Raw genomic sequence first — 16,983 nt, forward strand, 5'->3', positions numbered from 1 at the left:
ACGAGGGCAGCGCAGCAAAACCGGGCAAAACTCGCACCGGGTGCACGCAACGTCTATTTTCAAGATGAAATTGTGCGCGATTTACACGTTTTTTGTAATGGGGTCACTAGAATTTGCGGCAACCGGCGTGAAGCAGCGGGCGCGCCGGCCGCACTTGACGCGCATCAACGGGCGCGTCGGCACGTGGGGCAGACTGTTCGGCAGGCCACCCGGCACCGGGCCGGGTGGCGATAACGGGCCGCTGTCGCGCAACGCGCGAGGCGTGCCCGGTCGGAGGGACGGACCATGTACAAGCGGATTTTCGTCGGGCTCGACGGCAGCCCGAGCGCGCGTCTCGCGCTGAACGAGGCGATCCGGATCGCGGCAGCGTCAGGCGGCGAAGTCACCTGCGCGTATGTCGTCGAGCACCGGCCGCAGCTCGTCGACGTCGATGCGGGTTTCGCGGCCGAGCGCGATGGCGATGCGGCCGCGACCGATGCCGCGACGCCGGTGCTCGACGCTGCGAAAGCGGTGCTCGCCCAGGAGCATGTGCCGGGCACCGTGCGCGCGCTCGACGCCTACGGCGAGGATGTCGCCACCGTGCTGATGCGCACGGCGGCCGAAACCGATGCCGACCTGATCGTGATGGGCACGAGCGGGCGGCACGGCCTGCGCAGGCTGCTGCTCGGCAGCGTTGCCGAATCGCTGCTGCGCGCGGCCGACCGGCCCGTGCTGCTGGTGCGGCACAGCGAGCCCGGCGCGCCGTCGGCTGCGTGACGTCCGCGGACGCGCTGACGCATGGGCGGCGGCGGTCGCGCGGATTCGCCGGATGACGGCCTGACGAAACGGAAATGCACGACGCGCCGGCCGACGCTCGGCGTGTGAACGCGGCTGCCGTTTCTGTCGCACCGGCCACCGGCCGGGCGAGGGCGCTACACCCGATGGGCTCCATGGGCGCAATCGCGTGGGCATGGTTGCATCCCGATACGCAGTTCTGGCAGCATCGGCCGGTGTCCGCTTGTTCGCCGCGCGCATGGCCGCGGCGTTCGACCCAGCGGCATCCGGCGGCATGCGGTCGCGTTCGCGACGGGCGAAGCGATCCGGCGCGCCGGGTGTCCGGTTCCTTACCTAACCGACGTCATCCGCCATGCCGATTTCCGCTACCGACCTGATTCGCCAGTTCGACCTGCAGCCGCACCCCGAGGGCGGCTATTTCCGCGAAACCTACCGTGCGACCGATTCGGTCGTGCGACCTGCCGACGGCGCGCCGCGTGCCGCGTCGACGGCGATCTACTACCTGTTGTGCGACGGCGCTTACTCGTCGTGGCATCGGATCCGTTCCGACGAAGTCTGGCATTTCTATGCGGGCGATCCGATCGAGGTATGGGTGCTCGACGAACGCGACGGCTTGACGATCCACCGGCTGGGCAACCCGCTCACGCATCCGGGCACCGTGTTCCAGGCGGTCGTGCGGGCCGGGAGCTGGTTCGGCGCGCGCTGCGCGGCGCCGGAGCACGTCGCGCTCGTCGGCTGCACGGTGGCGCCGGGTTTCGAGTTCGCGGAATTCGAACTGGCCGACGCAGCCGCGCTGGCCGCCGCGTTTCCCGACTACGCGGAACACGTCGCGCAGCTTGCGCAGCGCCCGGACGCGTGAGCGCGACGGCGGTGCCGGCAACCTCCCGAAGCCCGCGCCGAAGGCGCGGGTTCCGCGCGATCGCGGCCAAACCCGTTTAGAATGCCCGTCATGCACTGGTTGGCTGCGGACGTGCCGCGGCGGCCGCTGCCCAGCCGGTCCGACGGCCCTCGTCGCGCGGCCGCATGTCTTCCAGGAGCGCCGCCGTGTGGCACTTTCCCATCGCTATTCCATCGTCGCTCGGCCCGTGGGCCGTGTTTGCGAGCGTGTTGATCACGCAGCTCGGCGTGCCGGTGCCGGCCGTGCCGATGCTGATTCTCGGCGGCACGATGGCGGCAATGGGGCAGGCATCCTGGGTCAGCATGTTCGCGGCGGCGATCGGCGCGACGATGCTGGCCGATTCGCTGTGGTTCTTCATGGGCCGCACGCGCGGCCGGCGCCTGCTGAACGGCCTCGTGCGCTTCTCGCTGTCGCTCGACACCACGCTGCGTTTCGCGCGTAACGTATTCGAAAGATACGGCGCGCCGCTGCTCGTGCTGTCCAAGTTCCTGCCGGGCCTCGGCCTCGTGTCGGCGCCGCTGCTCGGCACGACCGCGATCGGTGTCGGCGTGTTCCTGTTCTGGGATCTGGCCGGCGCGTCGCTGTGGGCCGCGTTCTGGCTGGTCGGCGGGGCGGCCATTCACGACCAGATCGTCCAGTTCGTGCTGTGGGTGCGCGCGAGCGGCGGCACGATCCTCGACGCGTTCCTCGCGATCTTCATCACGTTCCTGCTGTACCGCTGGGTGCGTCGCGTGCAGTTCCGCCGTTATCTCGCGCAGGTGCGCATCTCGCCGCCGCAGCTCGTCGAGATGATGACGTCGGACGAGCCGCCGCTGATTTTCGACGCGCGGCCGAAAGCGATTCGCGAGCGCGAACCGTACCGGATCGCCGGCGCGGTGCCGGTCGATCTCGATTCGCCGGACTTGCTCGACCCCGAATTGCTGAAACGGCCGATCGTCGTCTATTGCGTGTGTCCGAACGAAGCCACCGCGAAGCGCCTGATCGCGAAGATGCAGCGCAAGAAGATGATCCACAACATCCGGGCGCTGAAGGGCGGCCTCGATGCGTGGGAAAAGCACGGCTACCCGGTCGAGCCGATGCCGGCCGATCTCGACGCGTCGCGTTATTTCGTGCGGCCGGAACACGGTGCGCTCGAAGGCGAATATACGGTGCGCGCGACGCTGTCCAAATAAATCCATGCGCGAGATACGCGCGCATTCGAATTCCACCGCCGATTTCACCCGCCACGATTTCCACGAAAATCGACTGGCGTGAAACCACTGATCCTCCATATAATCGCGCCTGCATATTGCGTGCGCATGATCGCGCACATTCGACGCGTATTCGTTCGCGCCAAAAGCGATTGATCCCGGTGCCGTCCGTTACGCGCTCAACCGCGTCACACGGGCCGCACGGGCGTATTCCGTGAAAGGCCCGATCCGTTTTCCGGATTGTTCCGGAAGATACGGATAATCCGCGGCGATTCCCATCGGATTGACGCAGCATTCGTGTCGTTTCTTGTTCGGAAAACGACGGCGGAGATTATTTCGTTTTCGGCATGCCAGGTTCGGCATGAACGGTCGCGCATTGATATCGACAATGACGGCGGCCCGTTCACGGCTGCCAGGAGACGGACTTGAAACAACCAGAAGACCAGTTGCACCGCGGGCTGGAAGAGCGGCACATCAACCTGATGGCGCTCGGCGCGACGATCGGCGTCGGCCTGTTCCTCGGCTCGGCCACCGCGATCCGCGTCGCCGGCCCGGCCATCCTGCTGACCTACCTGCTGGGCGGCATCGCGATTTTCCTGATCATGCGCGCACTCGGCGAGATGGCGATCGCCAATCCCGTCGCCGGCGCGTTCAGCCGCTACGCGCGCGACTACCTCGGGCCGCTGGCCGGCTACCTGACCGGCTGGACCTACTGGTTCGTGTGGATCGTCACCTGCATGGCGGAAATCACCGCGGTCGGCGTCTACATGCACATGTGGTTCCCCTCCGTGCCGAACTGGATCTGGGCGCTCGCGGCGCTCGTGGCGATGGGCTCGGTGAACTTCATCGCGGTCAAGCTGTACGGTGAATTCGAGTTCTGGTTCGCGCTGATCAAGATCGTCACGATCGTGCTGATGATCATCGGCGGCGGGTTGATGATCGCGTTCGGCATCGGCAACGGCGGTGTCGCGATCGGCCTGTCGAACCTGTGGGCGCACGGCGGTTTCATGCCGAACGGCATCAACGGCGTGATCGCCGCGCTGCCGATCGTGATGTTCGCGTATCTGGGCGTCGAGATGCTCGGTCTCACGGCAGGCGAGGCGCGCAACCCGGAGAAGTCGCTGACGAAGGCCGTGAACTCGGTGTTCTGGCGCGTGCTGATTTTCTACATCGGCGCGCTGTTCGTGATCATGTCGCTCTATCCGTGGGACCAGATCGGCACGCAGGGCAGCCCGTTCGTGATGACGTTCTCGCGGCTCGGCATCCCGGCTGCCGCCGGCATCATCAACTTCGTCGTGCTGACCGCGGCGCTGTCGTCGTGCAACAGCGGCCTGTTCAGCACCGCGCGGATGCTCTACAACCTCGCGCAGCAAGGCCAGGCACCGGGCAAGCTCGGCAAGGTCAACCGCAACGGCGTGCCGGTGTACGGCGTGATCGTCTCGGTCGCGCTGCTGCTGATCGGCGTGCTGCTCAACTATCTCGCGCCGCAGCACGTGTTCACGTGGCTCACGTCGGTGTCGACGTTCGGCGCGATCTGGACGTGGTGCGTGATCCTGATCGCACAGATGCGCTTTCGCCGCACGCTGTCGGCCGACAGGATCGCGCGCCTGCCGATCCGCGTGCCGTTCTATCCGCTCGGTTCGTTCGTCGCACTGGGTTTTCTCGTGCTGGTCGTCGTGCTGATGGCGTTCACGCCCGACACGCGCGTCGCGCTCGTGATCGGGCCGGTCTGGATCGTGCTGCTCGGCATCGCGTATGCGCTGTTCTACGCGAAGCGTCCGGTGGCATCGGTGCCGACGAAGTCGTAAGCGGCGCGGGCAGGGGCCCGCGCGACCCTTGATCGCGATCATGCGCGCGCGGGCCGGACGTTCTATGCTGAACGCATCGCTTGTCCGCGCTTCGCGTGGCACCCCGCCGATCCCCGCGACCGTGGCGACCATCCGGCCGCCGCGCGCCGCTTCCGCGCGAAGCTCCCGTCGTCGTTCCGCGACGACGCGCACGCACGGAGGCCTTCGCCATGCAGCCTGCCCAGCCCATCCCGACGCTTGCGCGGATCGCGCTGGCCGTCGATCCGACGCCCGAATCGCTGTCCGCCGCACGCTATGCGCGCACGTTGCTGCGTCCCGGCATGCGATTGCGCATCGTCTGCGCAATCGACAACCCCCGCCTCGTATTGCCCGACATCCCGCGCATCGACGCGCTGCTGACGTCCGCGCGCGAGGACATGATGCGCGAAGCGCAAGCCGTCAACGAGCGGATCGCCGCGCTGTTCGCCGATAGCGGGATCGAGGTCGAGCAGGCCATCGTCGATACGTCGGTGACGGGCGGCTCGGTGGCCGATGCACTGGTGAACGACACATCGGAATGGCGCGCGGACGTGCTGATAGTCGGCGCGAATCCGCATCACGGGCTGCTGCGGCTCGTCGAAGGCGCGATGTCGGACACGCTGACGACACGCGCGCGCTGCGCGCTGCTGATCGTGCCGGCCACCTATGCGCTGCCGTCGAATGGCGGCCTGCAGCGACTGATGTTCGCGGTCGACGGCAGCGAGCCGTCGCTGCACGCGGTGCGCGTCGGGCTCGGCTTCGCGACGCCGACAACGTTGCTGTACGCGGCATACGTGATCGATCGCGCGGTTCGTCTGACGGATATCGTGCCGGTGCGCGCGCTCGAGGATGCCTATCGCGCGGAGGGCGAGGATGCACTCGCGAAGATCGGCCCGCTGTTCCATGCGACCGGGAACCCGACCAAGCGCAGTATCGTCGAAACCCGCCCGACCAGCGACGACGTGGCCCACGCACTGATGCGCGACGCCGTGCACTGGCGTGCCGAACTGCTGGTGGTCGGCACGCACGGCCGGCGCGGCATCGCCGCCTGGCTGATCGGCAGCGTCGCGCGTCGCGTGGCGCATCTCGCCCAGGTGCCCGTGCTGCTCGTGCGCGGTACCGAGTAAATCGCGCGGCGTCGAGACCGAAACCGGCCTGGTTTGATCTGCATCAGAAATGGCGCAAGTATCGCGTGAGACATTGACGGAACAACCGGCCACGCGGCCGGTCTGTCGTGCATGTACCGCGCAGCCGCGCGAGCGGCGAAGGTCGTGATCGACGGTGCGTTCACAGGCGTCACATCATTTTCCGGAGCCGCGACGTGCGATGCACGGCGCGTCATCCGGCCGAGAACTCTCTGGCACGAGGGTAGGCAGCCGTCGGCTGCCTTGGAGGACGGGCGGGGTGCATGTCACCCCGTCCGCTTTCCGCATTGGTGTTGTCGTTGGCCCCGTCTGAAGTGCATTCCCCGCAGGAATCGTTGTCATTGCGACCGTGTGGAACGGCGCGTGGTGATGCGTGACGGCGCGCGGTGGCGCCGATGCGGATCGGCAAGGTCGCGGCAGGCTCACCGGCGCCGCGCCGTCGTCGTAAAGGCACGGCGTGCGGCAGGCGCTGCCGACGTTGCGCGGTGAGCAGCCATTGCACGGCTCCGTGCCGTGCCGGCCGCTTGCCCGCTCAGCCGGTGCGAAGCATCGACCGCAAGTCGTGTCGCCGGCCTGCGCCGCGGCGTACCCGCGGGCGCTGGCGCGCAATGTGCAGCGGCGCGCATATGCCGCATGTACGGTTGCGCAGGCGGTTTGCATGGGGCCAGCCGGGGCGCGCCTTGCGGCGTGCCTCGACCGCGGCCGGCGCGTCGGGTGCGGCCCGTGCGCACAGTGCCGCGGCGAACCGTTGCAGCGCGAGAACCGAGCCCGCGACGCTCTGGTACTTCTCTCGGCCGATCTGCCCGTCGAGCGTGACGAGCAACCCGGCTTCGCGAGCAAGCGCAAGCAAGGTGTCGATATCGTCCGACGGACGGTTGCCGGCCGGCACGGCCTGGGCGGGCAGGGCGCGTGTGTTGCTCGACGGACGGTTGCCGGTCGGCACGGCCCGGGCGGCCTGGGCGCGCGTGTTGCCCGACGCGCGCCGTTGGCCGTCCCGGCCCGGTAAGTTGCGATGTGCCATGGTTGGTCTCCTGCGCCAGGCCCCGCATGCCGGCTCGACGGCCGGCTGAGCGATGACCTGTATGAACGTTTCGTCCATGTCACCAGTATCGTGGGGCGCCAGTACCCTGCCAAGCAGCGTGCGCTGAAGTCGCTGTCAGGGATTGCGCGACGCGTATCGGAATCCGCTGACACGCGGGGCGCCGGATCGGCCGTCCAGGCGACGATCCGGCCCGTTCGTTCCGACGAATGGCAGGTGCGTGGCGGAGCGCGCTTGACGCATGATTTCGGCCGGTCTAAGTTCGCCAATGCATCGGCGTGGAGCAGCGTCCCATCGTTCGCCCGCCGCCGGTGCCGCGCCCCGGGGTGGCGTGGCAGGTTTCCAGTTTCGTTCGCGGGCCGCTTGCGCCGCGAATCTTGCGCGGCCGGTTCGGGGACGAATCGGCACGGCGGCACGCAACGTGCCGTTGATCGCGCGCAAACACGTGCCGGCGCATCGCACGCCGCGCGGCCGTTCAGTCTTTAAGCTTCCAGTACCTTCCTCTTTTCGTTCCTCGACTGTCAGGAGTCCGTCGATGTCCAAGGACAATTTGCTCGATTCACTCAAGGAAGCCGCCAGGCAGCGCGCGATCGGCGCGGATCAGTTGCGTGCGATGCTCGACGACGAAGTGCGCGCATTGTCGTCCGACGCGCGGGTGCACGATTACATCCACGTGTTCGCGATCCGGCACCTGCGCGAACGGATGCGCAGGCAGGACGAACTCGCCAACGACACGCGGGCCGACGGGCCGCCCGCGGAAGCCGACCCACGTCCGGGCCACCGCCTGTAACGGACGCGCGCCGCGACTGGTGGCGCGGGCGCGGCGCGATCCGTCGCCGCGCCACGGCCGGGCTCCAATCGACACGCATGCATCCGTCGACCGAGCACCGGCCTGTCTCGACCTCCTTTTCGACGCCTTCTGCCCGCGCTCGCAGGTGCCGTCGTTGCGTCCCGGCGGCGTGCGCGCGCGGCGCAGGACGGCGCACTCATCCTGACGATTCGCCGACGATCCGCTGACGATCGGCATTGCGTTTCATCAGACGTTTCACGGAATTGTCACAGCAGCCTCAAGTAAGCGGCGCGATTGCCGTTTACCCGGTGAATTCGTCCACCGGGCGTTCGCGCTCCCTTACCGAGTCGTTGCCATGTTCTCGTCCATCCGCGCCCGCATCCTCGCCGCGTGCGTCGCCATCGTCGTATTCGCGCTCGTCGCCACCACGCTCATCAACTACTTCATCGCGCGCTCGTACAACGACGACGCGATCGACCGCAACCTGACCTCCGTCGCAAGCGGACACGTGGTCGGGATCGCCGACTGGGTCGCCACCCGAAGCCGGATGATCGCGTCGCTGCAGGATGCTGCGCTGACGCCCGATCCGCTGCCGGTGTTCAAGCAGATGGCCACGGCCGGCGGCTTCACGAACGTCTATGCGGGCTACGCGGACAAGGCGTTCCACTTCTCCGACCCGACCGGCATCCCGCCCGACTACGATCCGACCGGCCGCCCGTGGTACAAGCAGGCCGCGCAGGCCGGCAAGCCGGTCGTCACGCCGCCTTACGTCGATGCCGGCACGGGCAACCTCGTCGTCACGTTCGCGGTGCCGATCCTGCGCGACGGTACGCTGAAGGGCGTCGTCGCCGCCGACGTCGCGATGGACACCGTGATCGCGAACGTCAAGTCGATCCACCCGACGCCCGCGAGCTTCGGGATGTTGATCGACAGCAGCGGCCACGTGGTCGCGCACCCGGACCCGAAGCTCACGCTGAAGCCGGTCGCCGACGTGTCGCCCGAACTCGGCGCGACGAACGGCGCGACGATCGCGGCCGCGACGGCGCCGGTCGAGGTGAGCGTCGGCGGCGACGCGAAGCTGGTGCGCGCGCGCCCCGTGCCGGGTACCGACTGGTACGCGCTGGTGCTGCTCGACAAGAACGAGGCGACGGCCGGGATGCGCTCGCTGCTGACCGCTTCGCTGATCACGCTGCTCGTGATCGTCGGCGTCGCGTCGCTGATCATCGGCGCGATCACCGCGACCGCGTTCCGCCGCCTGTCGCAAGTGCGCCAGGCGATGGCCGCGATCGGCTCGGGCGCCGGCGACCTGACGCAGCGCCTGCCGGCCGACGGCCGTGACGAAGTAGCCGACATCGCACGCTCGTTCAACAGCTTCGTCGACAAGCTGAACGACGTGATGCGCGAGATCCGCGATGCGAGCGAATCGGTGCGCACGGCCGCGAACGAGATCGCGGCGGGCAACCAGGACCTGTCGTCGCGCACGGAATCGGCGGCGGCGAGCCTCGAGGAAACGGCCGCGTCGATGGAAGAGATCACCGCGACCGTCGGCCAGTCGGCGGCGGCCGCCGGCCAGGCCGACGAACGCGCGGCAGCCGCATCGCGGATCGCGTCGCACGGCGGTGTGGTGGTGTCGGACGTCGTCGCGACGATGGAGAAGATCGAGGAAGCGTCGGGCCGGATCGGCGACATCATCGGCGTGATCGACGGGATCGCGTTCCAGACCAACATCCTCGCGCTGAACGCGGCCGTCGAAGCGGCACGCGCGGGCGAGCAGGGCCGTGGCTTCGCGGTGGTCGCCCAGGAAGTGCGCAGCCTCGCGCAGCGCAGCGCGCAGGCCGCACGCGAAGTGAAGGTGCTGGTCGAATCGACGGTCGCGAGCGTGTCGGCCGGGTCCGGGCAGGTGCGTCAGGCCGGCGATACGATGCGCGAGATCGTCTCCAACGTGGCGAACGTGACGACGATCATCTCCGAGATCACGCACGCGGCGAACGAGCAGACGCGCGGCATCCAGGAAGTGAATCGCGCCGTGACGCAGCTCGACGAAATGGTGCAGCAGAACGCGGCGCTCGTCGAACAGTCGACCGCCGCCGCGACCGCGCTGCAGTCGCAGGCGAACGCGCTCGCGACCACGGTCGGGCGGTTCAAGGTCGCGTAATCATGTTGCGCCACGCGCAGCCGCGGCATGCGGTGCGCGGGCGATACGGCCGCGCCGCTCAGGAGCGGCCGTTGTCGCGCATCAGCGCGAGCCGGTTGTAGAGCGTTTTCAGGCTGATGCCGAGTGCTTTCGCGGCGCGCGGCTTGTTGCCGTCGAAGTGGCGCAGCGTCGCTGCGATGAAGCGCTGCTGCGCATGGTGCAGCGTCGCGCCGAGCGGCAGCGCCATCGTGTCCTCCGACAGACGCTCGGGCGGCACCGCCGGCTTCGGCAGCGTGACGTCGATGCCTTCGTCCGACAGGATGTACGCGCGCTCGATCGTGTTGTGCAGCTCGCGCACGTTGCCGGGCCACGAATACGCGCGCAGTGCCGCGATCGCTGCGTCGGTCAGCCGCTTGTGCGCGTGGTGCCGTGCGTTGAGCGTGTCGACGAACTCCAGCGCGATCGTCTCGACGTCGCTGTCGCGCTGGCGCAGCGGCGGCACGTACAGCGCGAACGCGGCGAGGCGATAGAACAGGTCCTCGCGCAGCCGGCCGTCGCGCACGGCTTCGGCCGGGTTGTGGCGCGTGGCCGACACGATGCGCACGTCGAGCGGAATCGGCTCGGTGCCGCCCACCCGGACGATCGCATTCGATTCGAGCGCCCGCAGCAGCTTCACCTGCAGCGACGCGGGCATTTCCGCGATCTCGTCGAGCAGCAGCGTGCCGCCGCGCGCGGCTTCGAAGAAACCCTCCCGCTGCGCGATCGCGCCGGTAAAGCTGCCCTTTTCGTGCCCGAACAATTGCGATTCCGCGATATCGGGCGGAATCGCGCCGCAGTTCACGGGCACGAACGGGCCGTCCCGCCGGGCACTGAGATCGTGCAGCCGGCGCGCGACGATATCCTTGCCGACCCCGCTTTCGCCGGCAATCATCACGCTGGCGCGGGTCGGCGCAATTTTTTCGATGCGGCCGAGCAGCGTGCGCATCGCGGACGAGCGGCCCGACAAACGGCGGCCGTCTGCACGCTGCTTCGAACGGTTTGCGGTATCTCCCATCGGCATTAGCGGGTCGTTTTGAAAATCGGCATCACCCGTTCCGTTGATTGCAATATTTATCATCGACAGCGAAACGACCACGAAGGTGCCACGGAATAGAAATTTCCAATGTGTGTAGCGGCGGCGGAAGAAACAGGCCATCGATTCGCGGCACGAATCGCGGTACTTCCGGGATCCAGGGGCACATCGGTGCTTTTTTACAGGGCTCCGATGAAAAAGACGGTCGCCACGCCGTGTGTCGATGCGTACCCCGATACCGGCCGGCGCCCGCCCGGCCGCGGCCTTCGGAGCAGCCCGGCCGGCTCGCGCCGGCCGGGCGCCTGAAACACGCATCGGGCATGTCGCTTGCGGGTGCCATCAGGCTCGCCCGGCACGCTCGACGGCAGGTCGGTCGACAAGCGGCATGACGCCGTGCGACGGGAGCCGGCGCGAGGCAAGGATGCAATGAGGACCCTGACCCGTGAGCTGTTACGGCAGGGTGCATGGGTCGTGCTGGCCGTCGGGCTGGCGTCCGCGCTGCAGGCGTGGACGGTTCGCGTCGTCGGCGAGCACGCGCCATTTGCGCCGCTGCCTTTTTATGCAGGCGTTGCGGCCGTCGCATGGCTGGCGTCGTTCGGCGGCGGCCTGGTCGCGGCCGCCGCGAGTGTGGCCGTGATCTGCGCGCTCTGGTGGCGCAATGCGCCGCTGGCCACGCTGCTCGAGCAAGCCGGCGCGTTCGTCGCGATCAGCTTCGTCGAGTGCGTGCTCGTGATGGCCGTGAAGCCGCTGCTCGCGAGCGATCGTCTCCGCGAAATCCATGACGATGGCGACGCCGGTGCCCGCGAGCCGCATGGCGAGCCTTCGCCGGCCGCGCGCGTGCCCGTACCCGACGACGTCCTGCTGCGCCGGGTGGTCGACGCGTCGCCCGACGCGATCGTCGGCGTCGATACCGCACACCGGATCACGAGCTGGAACCCGGCCGCGCGACAGATCTTCGGCATCGATGCGGCGCAGGCCATCGGGCTCGACGTCGCCGAACTGATCGCGCCGCGCTGGTTGCGGCGGCATCCGCTGCCCGGATCGTTCGCGACGCTGCGTGCGCCGGTCGGTCCGCTCGACGTGCTGTGCGTGCGACGCGACGGCGGCCGCTTTCGCGCGACTTTCGCCGCGTCGCCGATCGTCGATGCGCGGGGCGACTGCACGGGGCTGTCGATGACGCTGCGCGACGCGCACGAACGGCGTCGCGGCGAGCGACGCAACATGCGCTCGCTGCGCGGCGCACGCGACGCACGCGCACAGGCGGACGCGTCGAACCGGCTGAAGGACGAACTGCTCGCCACGGTGTCGCACGAACTGCGCACGCCGCTGAACGTGATCTACGGCTGGGTCGAGGTCCTGCGCAACGTCGACGGCGAAGGGCTCGCGCAACAGGCGGTCGACGCGATCGACCGCAGCGCGCGATCGCTGTCGCACATGGTGGCCGACCTGCTCGACGCGTCGTCGCTGGCGACGGGCCGATTGCGCCTCGAGCGCGTGCCGGTCGATCTCGTGCTGATCGTGCGCGATGCCATGCGGGAACTCGACGCGACGGCGCAGGCGAACGGGCTCGACCTGTCGACGAAATACGAAATGGCGACCTGCGTGATTCCGGCGGATCGCGAGCGCGTGCGCCAGATCCTGTCGAACCTGCTGTCGAACGCGATCAAGTTCACGCCGTCCGGCGGCCGCGTCGTCGTGTCGCTGACCCGGGCCGGCGAGCGCGTGCGGCTGTCGGTCGCCGACACGGGCCAGGGCATTGCGCCGGAATACCTGCCACACCTGTTCGAGACGTTCAGCCGGCCCGAACGCGCATTCGCATCGCCGAGGCGCGGCCTCGGGCTCGGCCTGTCGATCGTGCGCAACATCGCGCAACTGCACGGCGGCGAGGTCGTCGCGACGAGTGCGGGCACCGGGCGCGGGACGACCGTCACGGTCACGCTGCCGGCCCGGTGGGATGCCGACGATCCTGCCGAGGACCTGCTGCACGCGGCCGGCACGCCGGATACGGTGGCGCTCGACGGCCGGCGCGTGCTCGTCGTCGACGACGACGCGACCTCGCGCGCGAGCCTCGCCGCGGCACTCGAAACGATGGGCGCGCAGGTGTCGACCGCGCAATCGGGGCACGACGCACTCGAAGTGGTGGAACAGGATGCGCCGAACGTCGTGCTGTCGGATCTCGCGATGGCGGACGGCGACGGTTTCTGGCTGCTCGACCGCATCCGTCATTTGCCGGGTGGCAGCGGGCGTCTGCCCGTCGTCGCGGTCACGGCGCACGCCGGCAATGCCGACCGGCACCGCGTGATGGCCGCCGGTTTCGACGCGTATCTGTGCAAGCCGGTGGACATGCCGACGCTGGCGAGCGTGATCGCCGATGTCGCGCCGGATGCCGGGCACGATCGGAACCCGCGTGACCGGTAGCGGCAGGTAGCCGGGGCATCCGGCGCTATCGACGTGCAGGTTCGCCATCGTGTGGCCGAACTGACGGGCAGCGTATCCGACGAACGGCGGCGCGCGATCGCGGTCTGCGTCGTGCACGACGTCGGCGGCGTGAGCGGCGTACTCGACAGGCGGCAGATCCGCCGGAAGCAACGTGACGCACCGGCAAAGCACCGGGCCGGTCGCGCGCCGCGTGCGCGCGGCCCGACCCGACCCGGTACTTTGCCGGGCAGGAGGGATCGACATGGACACCATCATTGCCGGCCGTTTTTCGACGCTCGGGTTGGCGCAACACTGCGCGGAGCGGCGCCCGGCGTGACGGGAACCCGCGTGACCGGCGCGTTCCGTCGAGACACACGGAGGTCGCGATGAAAGCGAACCGAACCCGCCGGCCGGCGGCGACCGTGCTGGCCGCGGCCGCCGGCCTGCTGGCCGCCGCGTTCCCGCCGGCCCAGGCGTCGCCCGCTTCGTCGGCGCAGGTCGGGCCCGGCGTGATCCGCCCTGGCACGACGGCCGACGAGGTCGGCATGACGCAGCGGCCGACCGGTATCGATGCCGAGTTCGTCGACAAGGCCGGCATGATCGGCAAGGTGGAGCGGCAGGCCAGCCAGCTCGCGCTCGACCGCTCGTCGAACCCGGACGTGAAGGCGTTCGCGCGCCGGATGGTCGACGATCACCGACGCATCGCCGGCGAATTGCAGCAACTCGGGGCGGCCAAGGGCCTGCCGGTGCAGTCGCGGATGCTCGTCGATCCGGCCGTCACGGCATTGAGAACCAGGGAAGGGCGCGCGTTCGACACGGCCTATGTCGCGCTGGCGGGCCCGCGCGCGCATGAAGCGGCGATCCGTCTCTACGAAGCGGAGGCACGGAACGGCCGCGATCCGCAGCTTCGCGCGTTCGCGGCCAACACGCTGCCGATGCTCAACGCGCATCTGGCGGCCGCCCGGCAACTCGAACGGACGGTGGCGGCCGCGCACTGACCGGCGTGACCGACGATCGCGTTACCGCTTGCCGCCTTTCGTACCTTCCGGACCTTCCGGCGACGCCTCGTACGGCGGCGAGTCGAGCGCCGTTTCGCCTTCCTCGAGGAGCCAGTACGGCGAACTGCCGTAGTATGCGTGCAGCGCCTCGGCCCAGTCCGGATCGGCCATTGCCGGCCAGCGATTCCTGTCGAAGCCGGGGGCTTCGCGCACCCGTTCGGTGGCCACGGGCAGCACGAAGCATTGGCGCTCGACGTCGAGCACGAGTACGTTCCACGGCACCGCGAGCAGCTTGTCGCCGATTCCCGGCTGGCTGCGTGACGAAACGACCGCATACGCGATGCGGCCGGAACGCACGTCGAGCATGATGTCGTCGATCTGGCCGATGTCGTCGCCGTCCATCGTCAGCACGCGATCGCCTTCGAGCGTGCGGGCGGCCATCACGTCGGGCCCCGGCCCGCCGCCGGCCGTGCGGCGGTCGTTGCCGACGATGCGCGTGTCGTCGCGCGACGGTCTGTCGGTTGTCATCGAACACCTCCTGGTCGAAGCGGCACCCGGGCGGGTCGCCGATATGAACGGCGCCGGTCAGCGCCGGCGCGGCAGCGACACGTCCTCGAGCGTATTGGCCAGTTCGTCGCGCTCGGGGCCGCCCGCGCGCGTCGCGATGTCGCCGAGCGACACCATGCCGACCAGCCGCCGGTGACGGTCGAGTACCGGCAATCGATGCAGCTGCACGTCGGCCATCCGCTGCTGGACGTCGCCGACACCGTCGTCCTCGACGCACCATTGCACGGGCATGGACGCAACCGCCTGCACCGGCGTATCGAACGAATGGCCGTGCGACAGCCCGCGCACCGCAAGGTCGCGGTCGGTCACGATCGCGACGAGTTCGTCGCCGTCGCAAACGGGCAGTACGCCGATATCGAAGCGCCGCATCAGCTCGGCCGCGTGGCGAATCGTGTCGGTCGGCGCGACGCACACCACGTCGCGCGACATGATCTCGGTGACGCGATACATGAAGCCTCCTTCGTGAGCGGGACGATGTGCAAGCAGATGGCGTGCCGCGCGCGTAACTCACATGCCGGGGCACACGCCGGGACACACTCCGGGCCTCGACGGCCCTGCGACGGAGAAATTTGCCAGCCCGCTTGTACATCTTCCACGGCGCAAGCCGCGAACGGGCCGTACAGGTGTCAGTGGCCGATGCCCGTCATCGCGACGATCGCGAGCACCACTGCGCTTTCGATTGCCGCCAGCGCCGCGACGCCGGCGGCGCCGCTGATTTCATGCCATCTGCGTTCAAGGCGTTTCATCAGATCAACTCCGGATTGCTCCGGCGCGCCGCTGCGCCGCCGCGCAGTGCGAGCCGGGTGCCGCCGTCAGCCGTGATCGCGGGGCGGGGAAGGAACGTGCGGCGCGCGGCGTTCGTGCTCGCCGGACGGCCTGGCAGGATCGATACGGGTCGCGCCGCCAACGGCGGGCGGGTCGCTGGCCGGAAACGTCTCCTCGAGTCCCTCGTCGATGCGCTCCTCCGTCTTGTCTTTCGACGGCGGGCGCGACGTGGCGAGCCAGAGCAGTCCGGCAGCCAGTGGCACGGCGTGGTGGCGGCCGGGGGCGTGAACGGTCATGGTCGAACCTCCTTGATGACGATTGAAGGCGCAAGCGCCGTGCCCGTCGTGCATCGGCGGTACGGCGCTTGCGCGCCGGGGGCGGCGGACGGGGTGCGGCCACGCGGCACGCGCCGTCGGCAGGAACGAGAGGACAACGTGATGGATGCATCCAGGGAAAGGATACGTTACGACGCGAACGTATGCGGCGGCGATTTCGGTCACGTGCGCGAGCGCTTCGACACGTGGAAACGCGAATCGCTGGTCTACCGGCCCGAGCGGCGCATGTTCGACGGCAAGGACGAGGTGCGCGAACTGAACCGTACCGTCTACGACGGCCCGGCGCGCGCGCAGCGGGCGCTCGTCGGGCAATGCGCGCCGTCCGACCCGTACGCGCTCGCGGTGCGGCTGACCGCGGAAGGACGCACGATGTGGCTGGTGATGGCGGCCTACGACGACTGAGCGAAGCCGCCGACGGGCGCGGCGCGACAGCAGGCATGCTGCTTGCGCGCTCGCCGCGCCATCGAAATGCGCACGCCGCCGCGCAGGAGCGACATGAAGACACCATCCATTCTGCACCGCCCCGAGCCGACGACTCCCGACGTCGACCCGGACCCGCCGCCGCCCGGACACGACGATCCGGTCGACCCGCCGGTGCCTGACGGGCTGCCGCAGGGCGACCCGCCGTCGAACCCGCCGCCGATGCGGATGCCGGGCGGAAGCGGTGCGCCGCGACCGGCCGCGCGAACCTTGAAAAGGAGGACCGTCATGGACATTCACGTGCAATCGCCAGACAAGCGCGCGATCGCTCAGGTGCTGGGCCGCTATTTCGAATCGCGTTCGCTGCGCTATCACATCGAGGAACTGCCGGGCGGCGTGCTGCAGATCGGCTTTCGCGCCAGCGGGCGCCCGGTTGCCGTCACCGTGTCGTTCGACGATGCCGCGTACGACACCTATACGCACTGGGATGCGAGCCAGAAGCAGCTGGCGCTCGGTCGGCTCGCCGACGGCTTCTCGCGGATGATGTCGTCACGCAGCCCGGCCGCGCTGGCGGGCGACTATCACGTCGAACGATTCTGATCCATCCCTGCT

General features: G+C 68.8%; 16 protein-coding genes and 1 pseudogene. 12 read left to right on the forward strand and 5 right to left on the reverse strand.

Annotated elements, in window-relative coordinates; translation table 11 throughout:
- Positions 1-285 precede the first annotated feature (285 nt).
- The 5 genes from FOZ70_RS34955 to FOZ70_RS34975 all read left to right on the forward strand — a co-directional run bounded on the left by FOZ70_RS34955 (position 286) and on the right by FOZ70_RS34975 (position 5,815).
- A complete protein-coding gene (locus FOZ70_RS34955; RefSeq protein ID WP_021159153.1) occupies positions 286-756 on the forward strand; it encodes a universal stress protein in 471 nt (156 codons plus the stop codon).
- 370 nt (positions 757-1,126) lie between these two features.
- Positions 1,127-1,633: a cupin domain-containing protein gene (locus FOZ70_RS34960; protein WP_021159152.1), complete on the forward strand. Its 507-nt coding sequence runs from the start codon at positions 1,127-1,129 to the stop codon at positions 1,631-1,633.
- Positions 1,634-1,818: 185 nt separating this feature from the next.
- A complete protein-coding gene (locus FOZ70_RS34965) occupies positions 1,819-2,844 on the forward strand; it encodes a DedA family protein/thiosulfate sulfurtransferase GlpE (protein ID WP_021159151.1) in 1,026 nt (341 codons plus the stop codon).
- 443 nt (positions 2,845-3,287) lie between these two features.
- Positions 3,288-4,670, forward strand: a complete 1,383-nt coding sequence (locus tag FOZ70_RS34970) for an amino acid permease (RefSeq protein ID WP_219707733.1) — start codon at positions 3,288-3,290, stop codon at positions 4,668-4,670.
- A gap of 209 nt (positions 4,671-4,879) precedes the next feature.
- Positions 4,880-5,815: a universal stress protein gene (locus FOZ70_RS34975; protein ID WP_059484939.1), complete on the forward strand. Its 936-nt coding sequence runs from the start codon at positions 4,880-4,882 to the stop codon at positions 5,813-5,815.
- Positions 5,816-6,365: 550 nt separating this feature from the next.
- On the opposite strand, the gene FOZ70_RS34980 is transcribed toward FOZ70_RS34975, so the two are convergent.
- Positions 6,366-6,854: a hypothetical protein gene (locus FOZ70_RS34980; protein WP_059623016.1), complete on the reverse strand. Its 489-nt coding sequence runs from the start codon at positions 6,852-6,854 to the stop codon at positions 6,366-6,368.
- 553 nt (positions 6,855-7,407) lie between these two features.
- Between FOZ70_RS34980 and FOZ70_RS34985 the strand changes: the two genes are divergently transcribed.
- Together FOZ70_RS34985 and FOZ70_RS34990 are read left to right on the forward strand one after the other, a co-directional pair.
- The gene (locus FOZ70_RS34985; protein ID WP_048023016.1) at positions 7,408-7,662 is read left to right on the forward strand and encodes a DUF3562 domain-containing protein; all 255 of its coding nucleotides are present in this window, start codon (positions 7,408-7,410) and stop codon (positions 7,660-7,662) included.
- A gap of 355 nt (positions 7,663-8,017) precedes the next feature.
- Positions 8,018-9,817, forward strand: a complete 1,800-nt coding sequence (locus FOZ70_RS34990) for a methyl-accepting chemotaxis protein (protein ID WP_021162001.1) — start codon at positions 8,018-8,020, stop codon at positions 9,815-9,817.
- A gap of 58 nt (positions 9,818-9,875) precedes the next feature.
- On the opposite strand, the gene FOZ70_RS34995 is transcribed toward FOZ70_RS34990, so the two are convergent.
- Positions 9,876-10,913 carry a sigma-54 dependent transcriptional regulator gene (locus FOZ70_RS34995; protein ID WP_048023164.1) on the reverse strand — a complete coding sequence of 346 codons (1,038 nt, stop codon included), beginning with the start codon at positions 10,911-10,913 and terminating at the stop codon, positions 9,876-9,878.
- 381 nt (positions 10,914-11,294) lie between these two features.
- Here FOZ70_RS34995 and FOZ70_RS35000 point away from each other — a divergent pair, with 381 nt between their 5' ends.
- From FOZ70_RS35000 to FOZ70_RS35005, 3 genes and pseudogenes are all read left to right on the forward strand, one after another.
- The gene (locus FOZ70_RS35000) at positions 11,295-13,286 is read left to right on the forward strand and encodes an ATP-binding protein (RefSeq protein WP_219707734.1); all 1,992 of its coding nucleotides are present in this window, start codon (positions 11,295-11,297) and stop codon (positions 13,284-13,286) included.
- A gap of 15 nt (positions 13,287-13,301) precedes the next feature.
- Positions 13,302-13,454, forward strand: a pseudogene (locus FOZ70_RS38565) (transporter); the annotation flags it as partial.
- 218 nt (positions 13,455-13,672) lie between these two features.
- A complete protein-coding gene (locus tag FOZ70_RS35005) occupies positions 13,673-14,284 on the forward strand; it encodes a DUF4142 domain-containing protein (RefSeq protein ID WP_219707735.1) in 612 nt (203 codons plus the stop codon).
- A gap of 21 nt (positions 14,285-14,305) precedes the next feature.
- On the opposite strand, the gene FOZ70_RS35010 is transcribed toward FOZ70_RS35005, so the two are convergent.
- From FOZ70_RS35010 to FOZ70_RS35020, 3 genes are all read right to left on the reverse strand, one after another.
- Positions 14,306-14,812, reverse strand: coding sequence for a PRC-barrel domain-containing protein (locus tag FOZ70_RS35010; protein ID WP_219707736.1), 507 nt, complete (start codon positions 14,810-14,812; stop codon positions 14,306-14,308).
- Between the two features lie 57 nt (positions 14,813-14,869).
- Positions 14,870-15,301 carry a CBS domain-containing protein gene (locus FOZ70_RS35015; RefSeq protein WP_021162006.1) on the reverse strand — a complete coding sequence of 144 codons (432 nt, stop codon included), beginning with the start codon at positions 15,299-15,301 and terminating at the stop codon, positions 14,870-14,872.
- Between the two features lie 362 nt (positions 15,302-15,663).
- Positions 15,664-15,912, reverse strand: coding sequence for a hypothetical protein (locus tag FOZ70_RS35020; protein ID WP_060052662.1), 249 nt, complete (start codon positions 15,910-15,912; stop codon positions 15,664-15,666).
- A gap of 141 nt (positions 15,913-16,053) precedes the next feature.
- Here FOZ70_RS35020 and FOZ70_RS35025 point away from each other — a divergent pair, with 141 nt between their 5' ends.
- Together FOZ70_RS35025 and FOZ70_RS35030 are read left to right on the forward strand one after the other, a co-directional pair.
- Positions 16,054-16,353: a hypothetical protein gene (locus FOZ70_RS35025; protein WP_059650711.1), complete on the forward strand. Its 300-nt coding sequence runs from the start codon at positions 16,054-16,056 to the stop codon at positions 16,351-16,353.
- Between the two features lie 306 nt (positions 16,354-16,659).
- Positions 16,660-16,971, forward strand: coding sequence for a hypothetical protein (locus FOZ70_RS35030; RefSeq protein ID WP_042977308.1), 312 nt, complete (start codon positions 16,660-16,662; stop codon positions 16,969-16,971).
- Positions 16,972-16,983: the final 12 nt, after the last annotated feature.

The sequence above is a fragment of the Burkholderia sp. COPS genome, assembly GCF_019425585.1.
Lineage (GTDB): Bacteria > Pseudomonadota > Gammaproteobacteria > Burkholderiales > Burkholderiaceae > Burkholderia > Burkholderia cepacia.

Excerpts from the sequence above, each read along its gene's own strand:
- FOZ70_RS34955 (WP_021159153.1), top strand. The coding sequence starts at position 286 with ATGTACAAGCGGATTTTCGTCGGGCTCGACGGCAGCCCGAGCGCGCGT.
- FOZ70_RS34960 (WP_021159152.1), top strand. The coding sequence starts at position 1,127 with ATGCCGATTTCCGCTACCGACCTGATTCGCCAGTTCGACCTGCAGCCG.
- FOZ70_RS34975 (WP_059484939.1), top strand. The coding sequence starts at position 4,880 with ATGCAGCCTGCCCAGCCCATCCCGACGCTTGCGCGGATCGCGCTGGCC.
- FOZ70_RS34980 (WP_059623016.1), bottom strand. The coding sequence starts at position 6,854 with ATGGCACATCGCAACTTACCGGGCCGGGACGGCCAACGGCGCGCGTCG.
- FOZ70_RS34985 (WP_048023016.1), top strand. The coding sequence starts at position 7,408 with ATGTCCAAGGACAATTTGCTCGATTCACTCAAGGAAGCCGCCAGGCAG.
- FOZ70_RS34990 (WP_021162001.1), top strand. The coding sequence starts at position 8,018 with ATGTTCTCGTCCATCCGCGCCCGCATCCTCGCCGCGTGCGTCGCCATC.
- FOZ70_RS34995 (WP_048023164.1), bottom strand. The coding sequence starts at position 10,913 with ATGATAAATATTGCAATCAACGGAACGGGTGATGCCGATTTTCAAAAC.
- FOZ70_RS35000 (WP_219707734.1), top strand. The coding sequence starts at position 11,295 with ATGAGGACCCTGACCCGTGAGCTGTTACGGCAGGGTGCATGGGTCGTG.
- FOZ70_RS35005 (WP_219707735.1), top strand. The coding sequence starts at position 13,673 with ATGAAAGCGAACCGAACCCGCCGGCCGGCGGCGACCGTGCTGGCCGCG.
- FOZ70_RS35010 (WP_219707736.1), bottom strand. The coding sequence starts at position 14,812 with ATGACAACCGACAGACCGTCGCGCGACGACACGCGCATCGTCGGCAAC.
- FOZ70_RS35015 (WP_021162006.1), bottom strand. The coding sequence starts at position 15,301 with ATGTATCGCGTCACCGAGATCATGTCGCGCGACGTGGTGTGCGTCGCG.
- FOZ70_RS35020 (WP_060052662.1), bottom strand. The coding sequence starts at position 15,912 with ATGACCGTTCACGCCCCCGGCCGCCACCACGCCGTGCCACTGGCTGCC.
- FOZ70_RS35025 (WP_059650711.1), top strand. The coding sequence starts at position 16,054 with ATGGATGCATCCAGGGAAAGGATACGTTACGACGCGAACGTATGCGGC.
- FOZ70_RS35030 (WP_042977308.1), top strand. The coding sequence starts at position 16,660 with ATGGACATTCACGTGCAATCGCCAGACAAGCGCGCGATCGCTCAGGTG.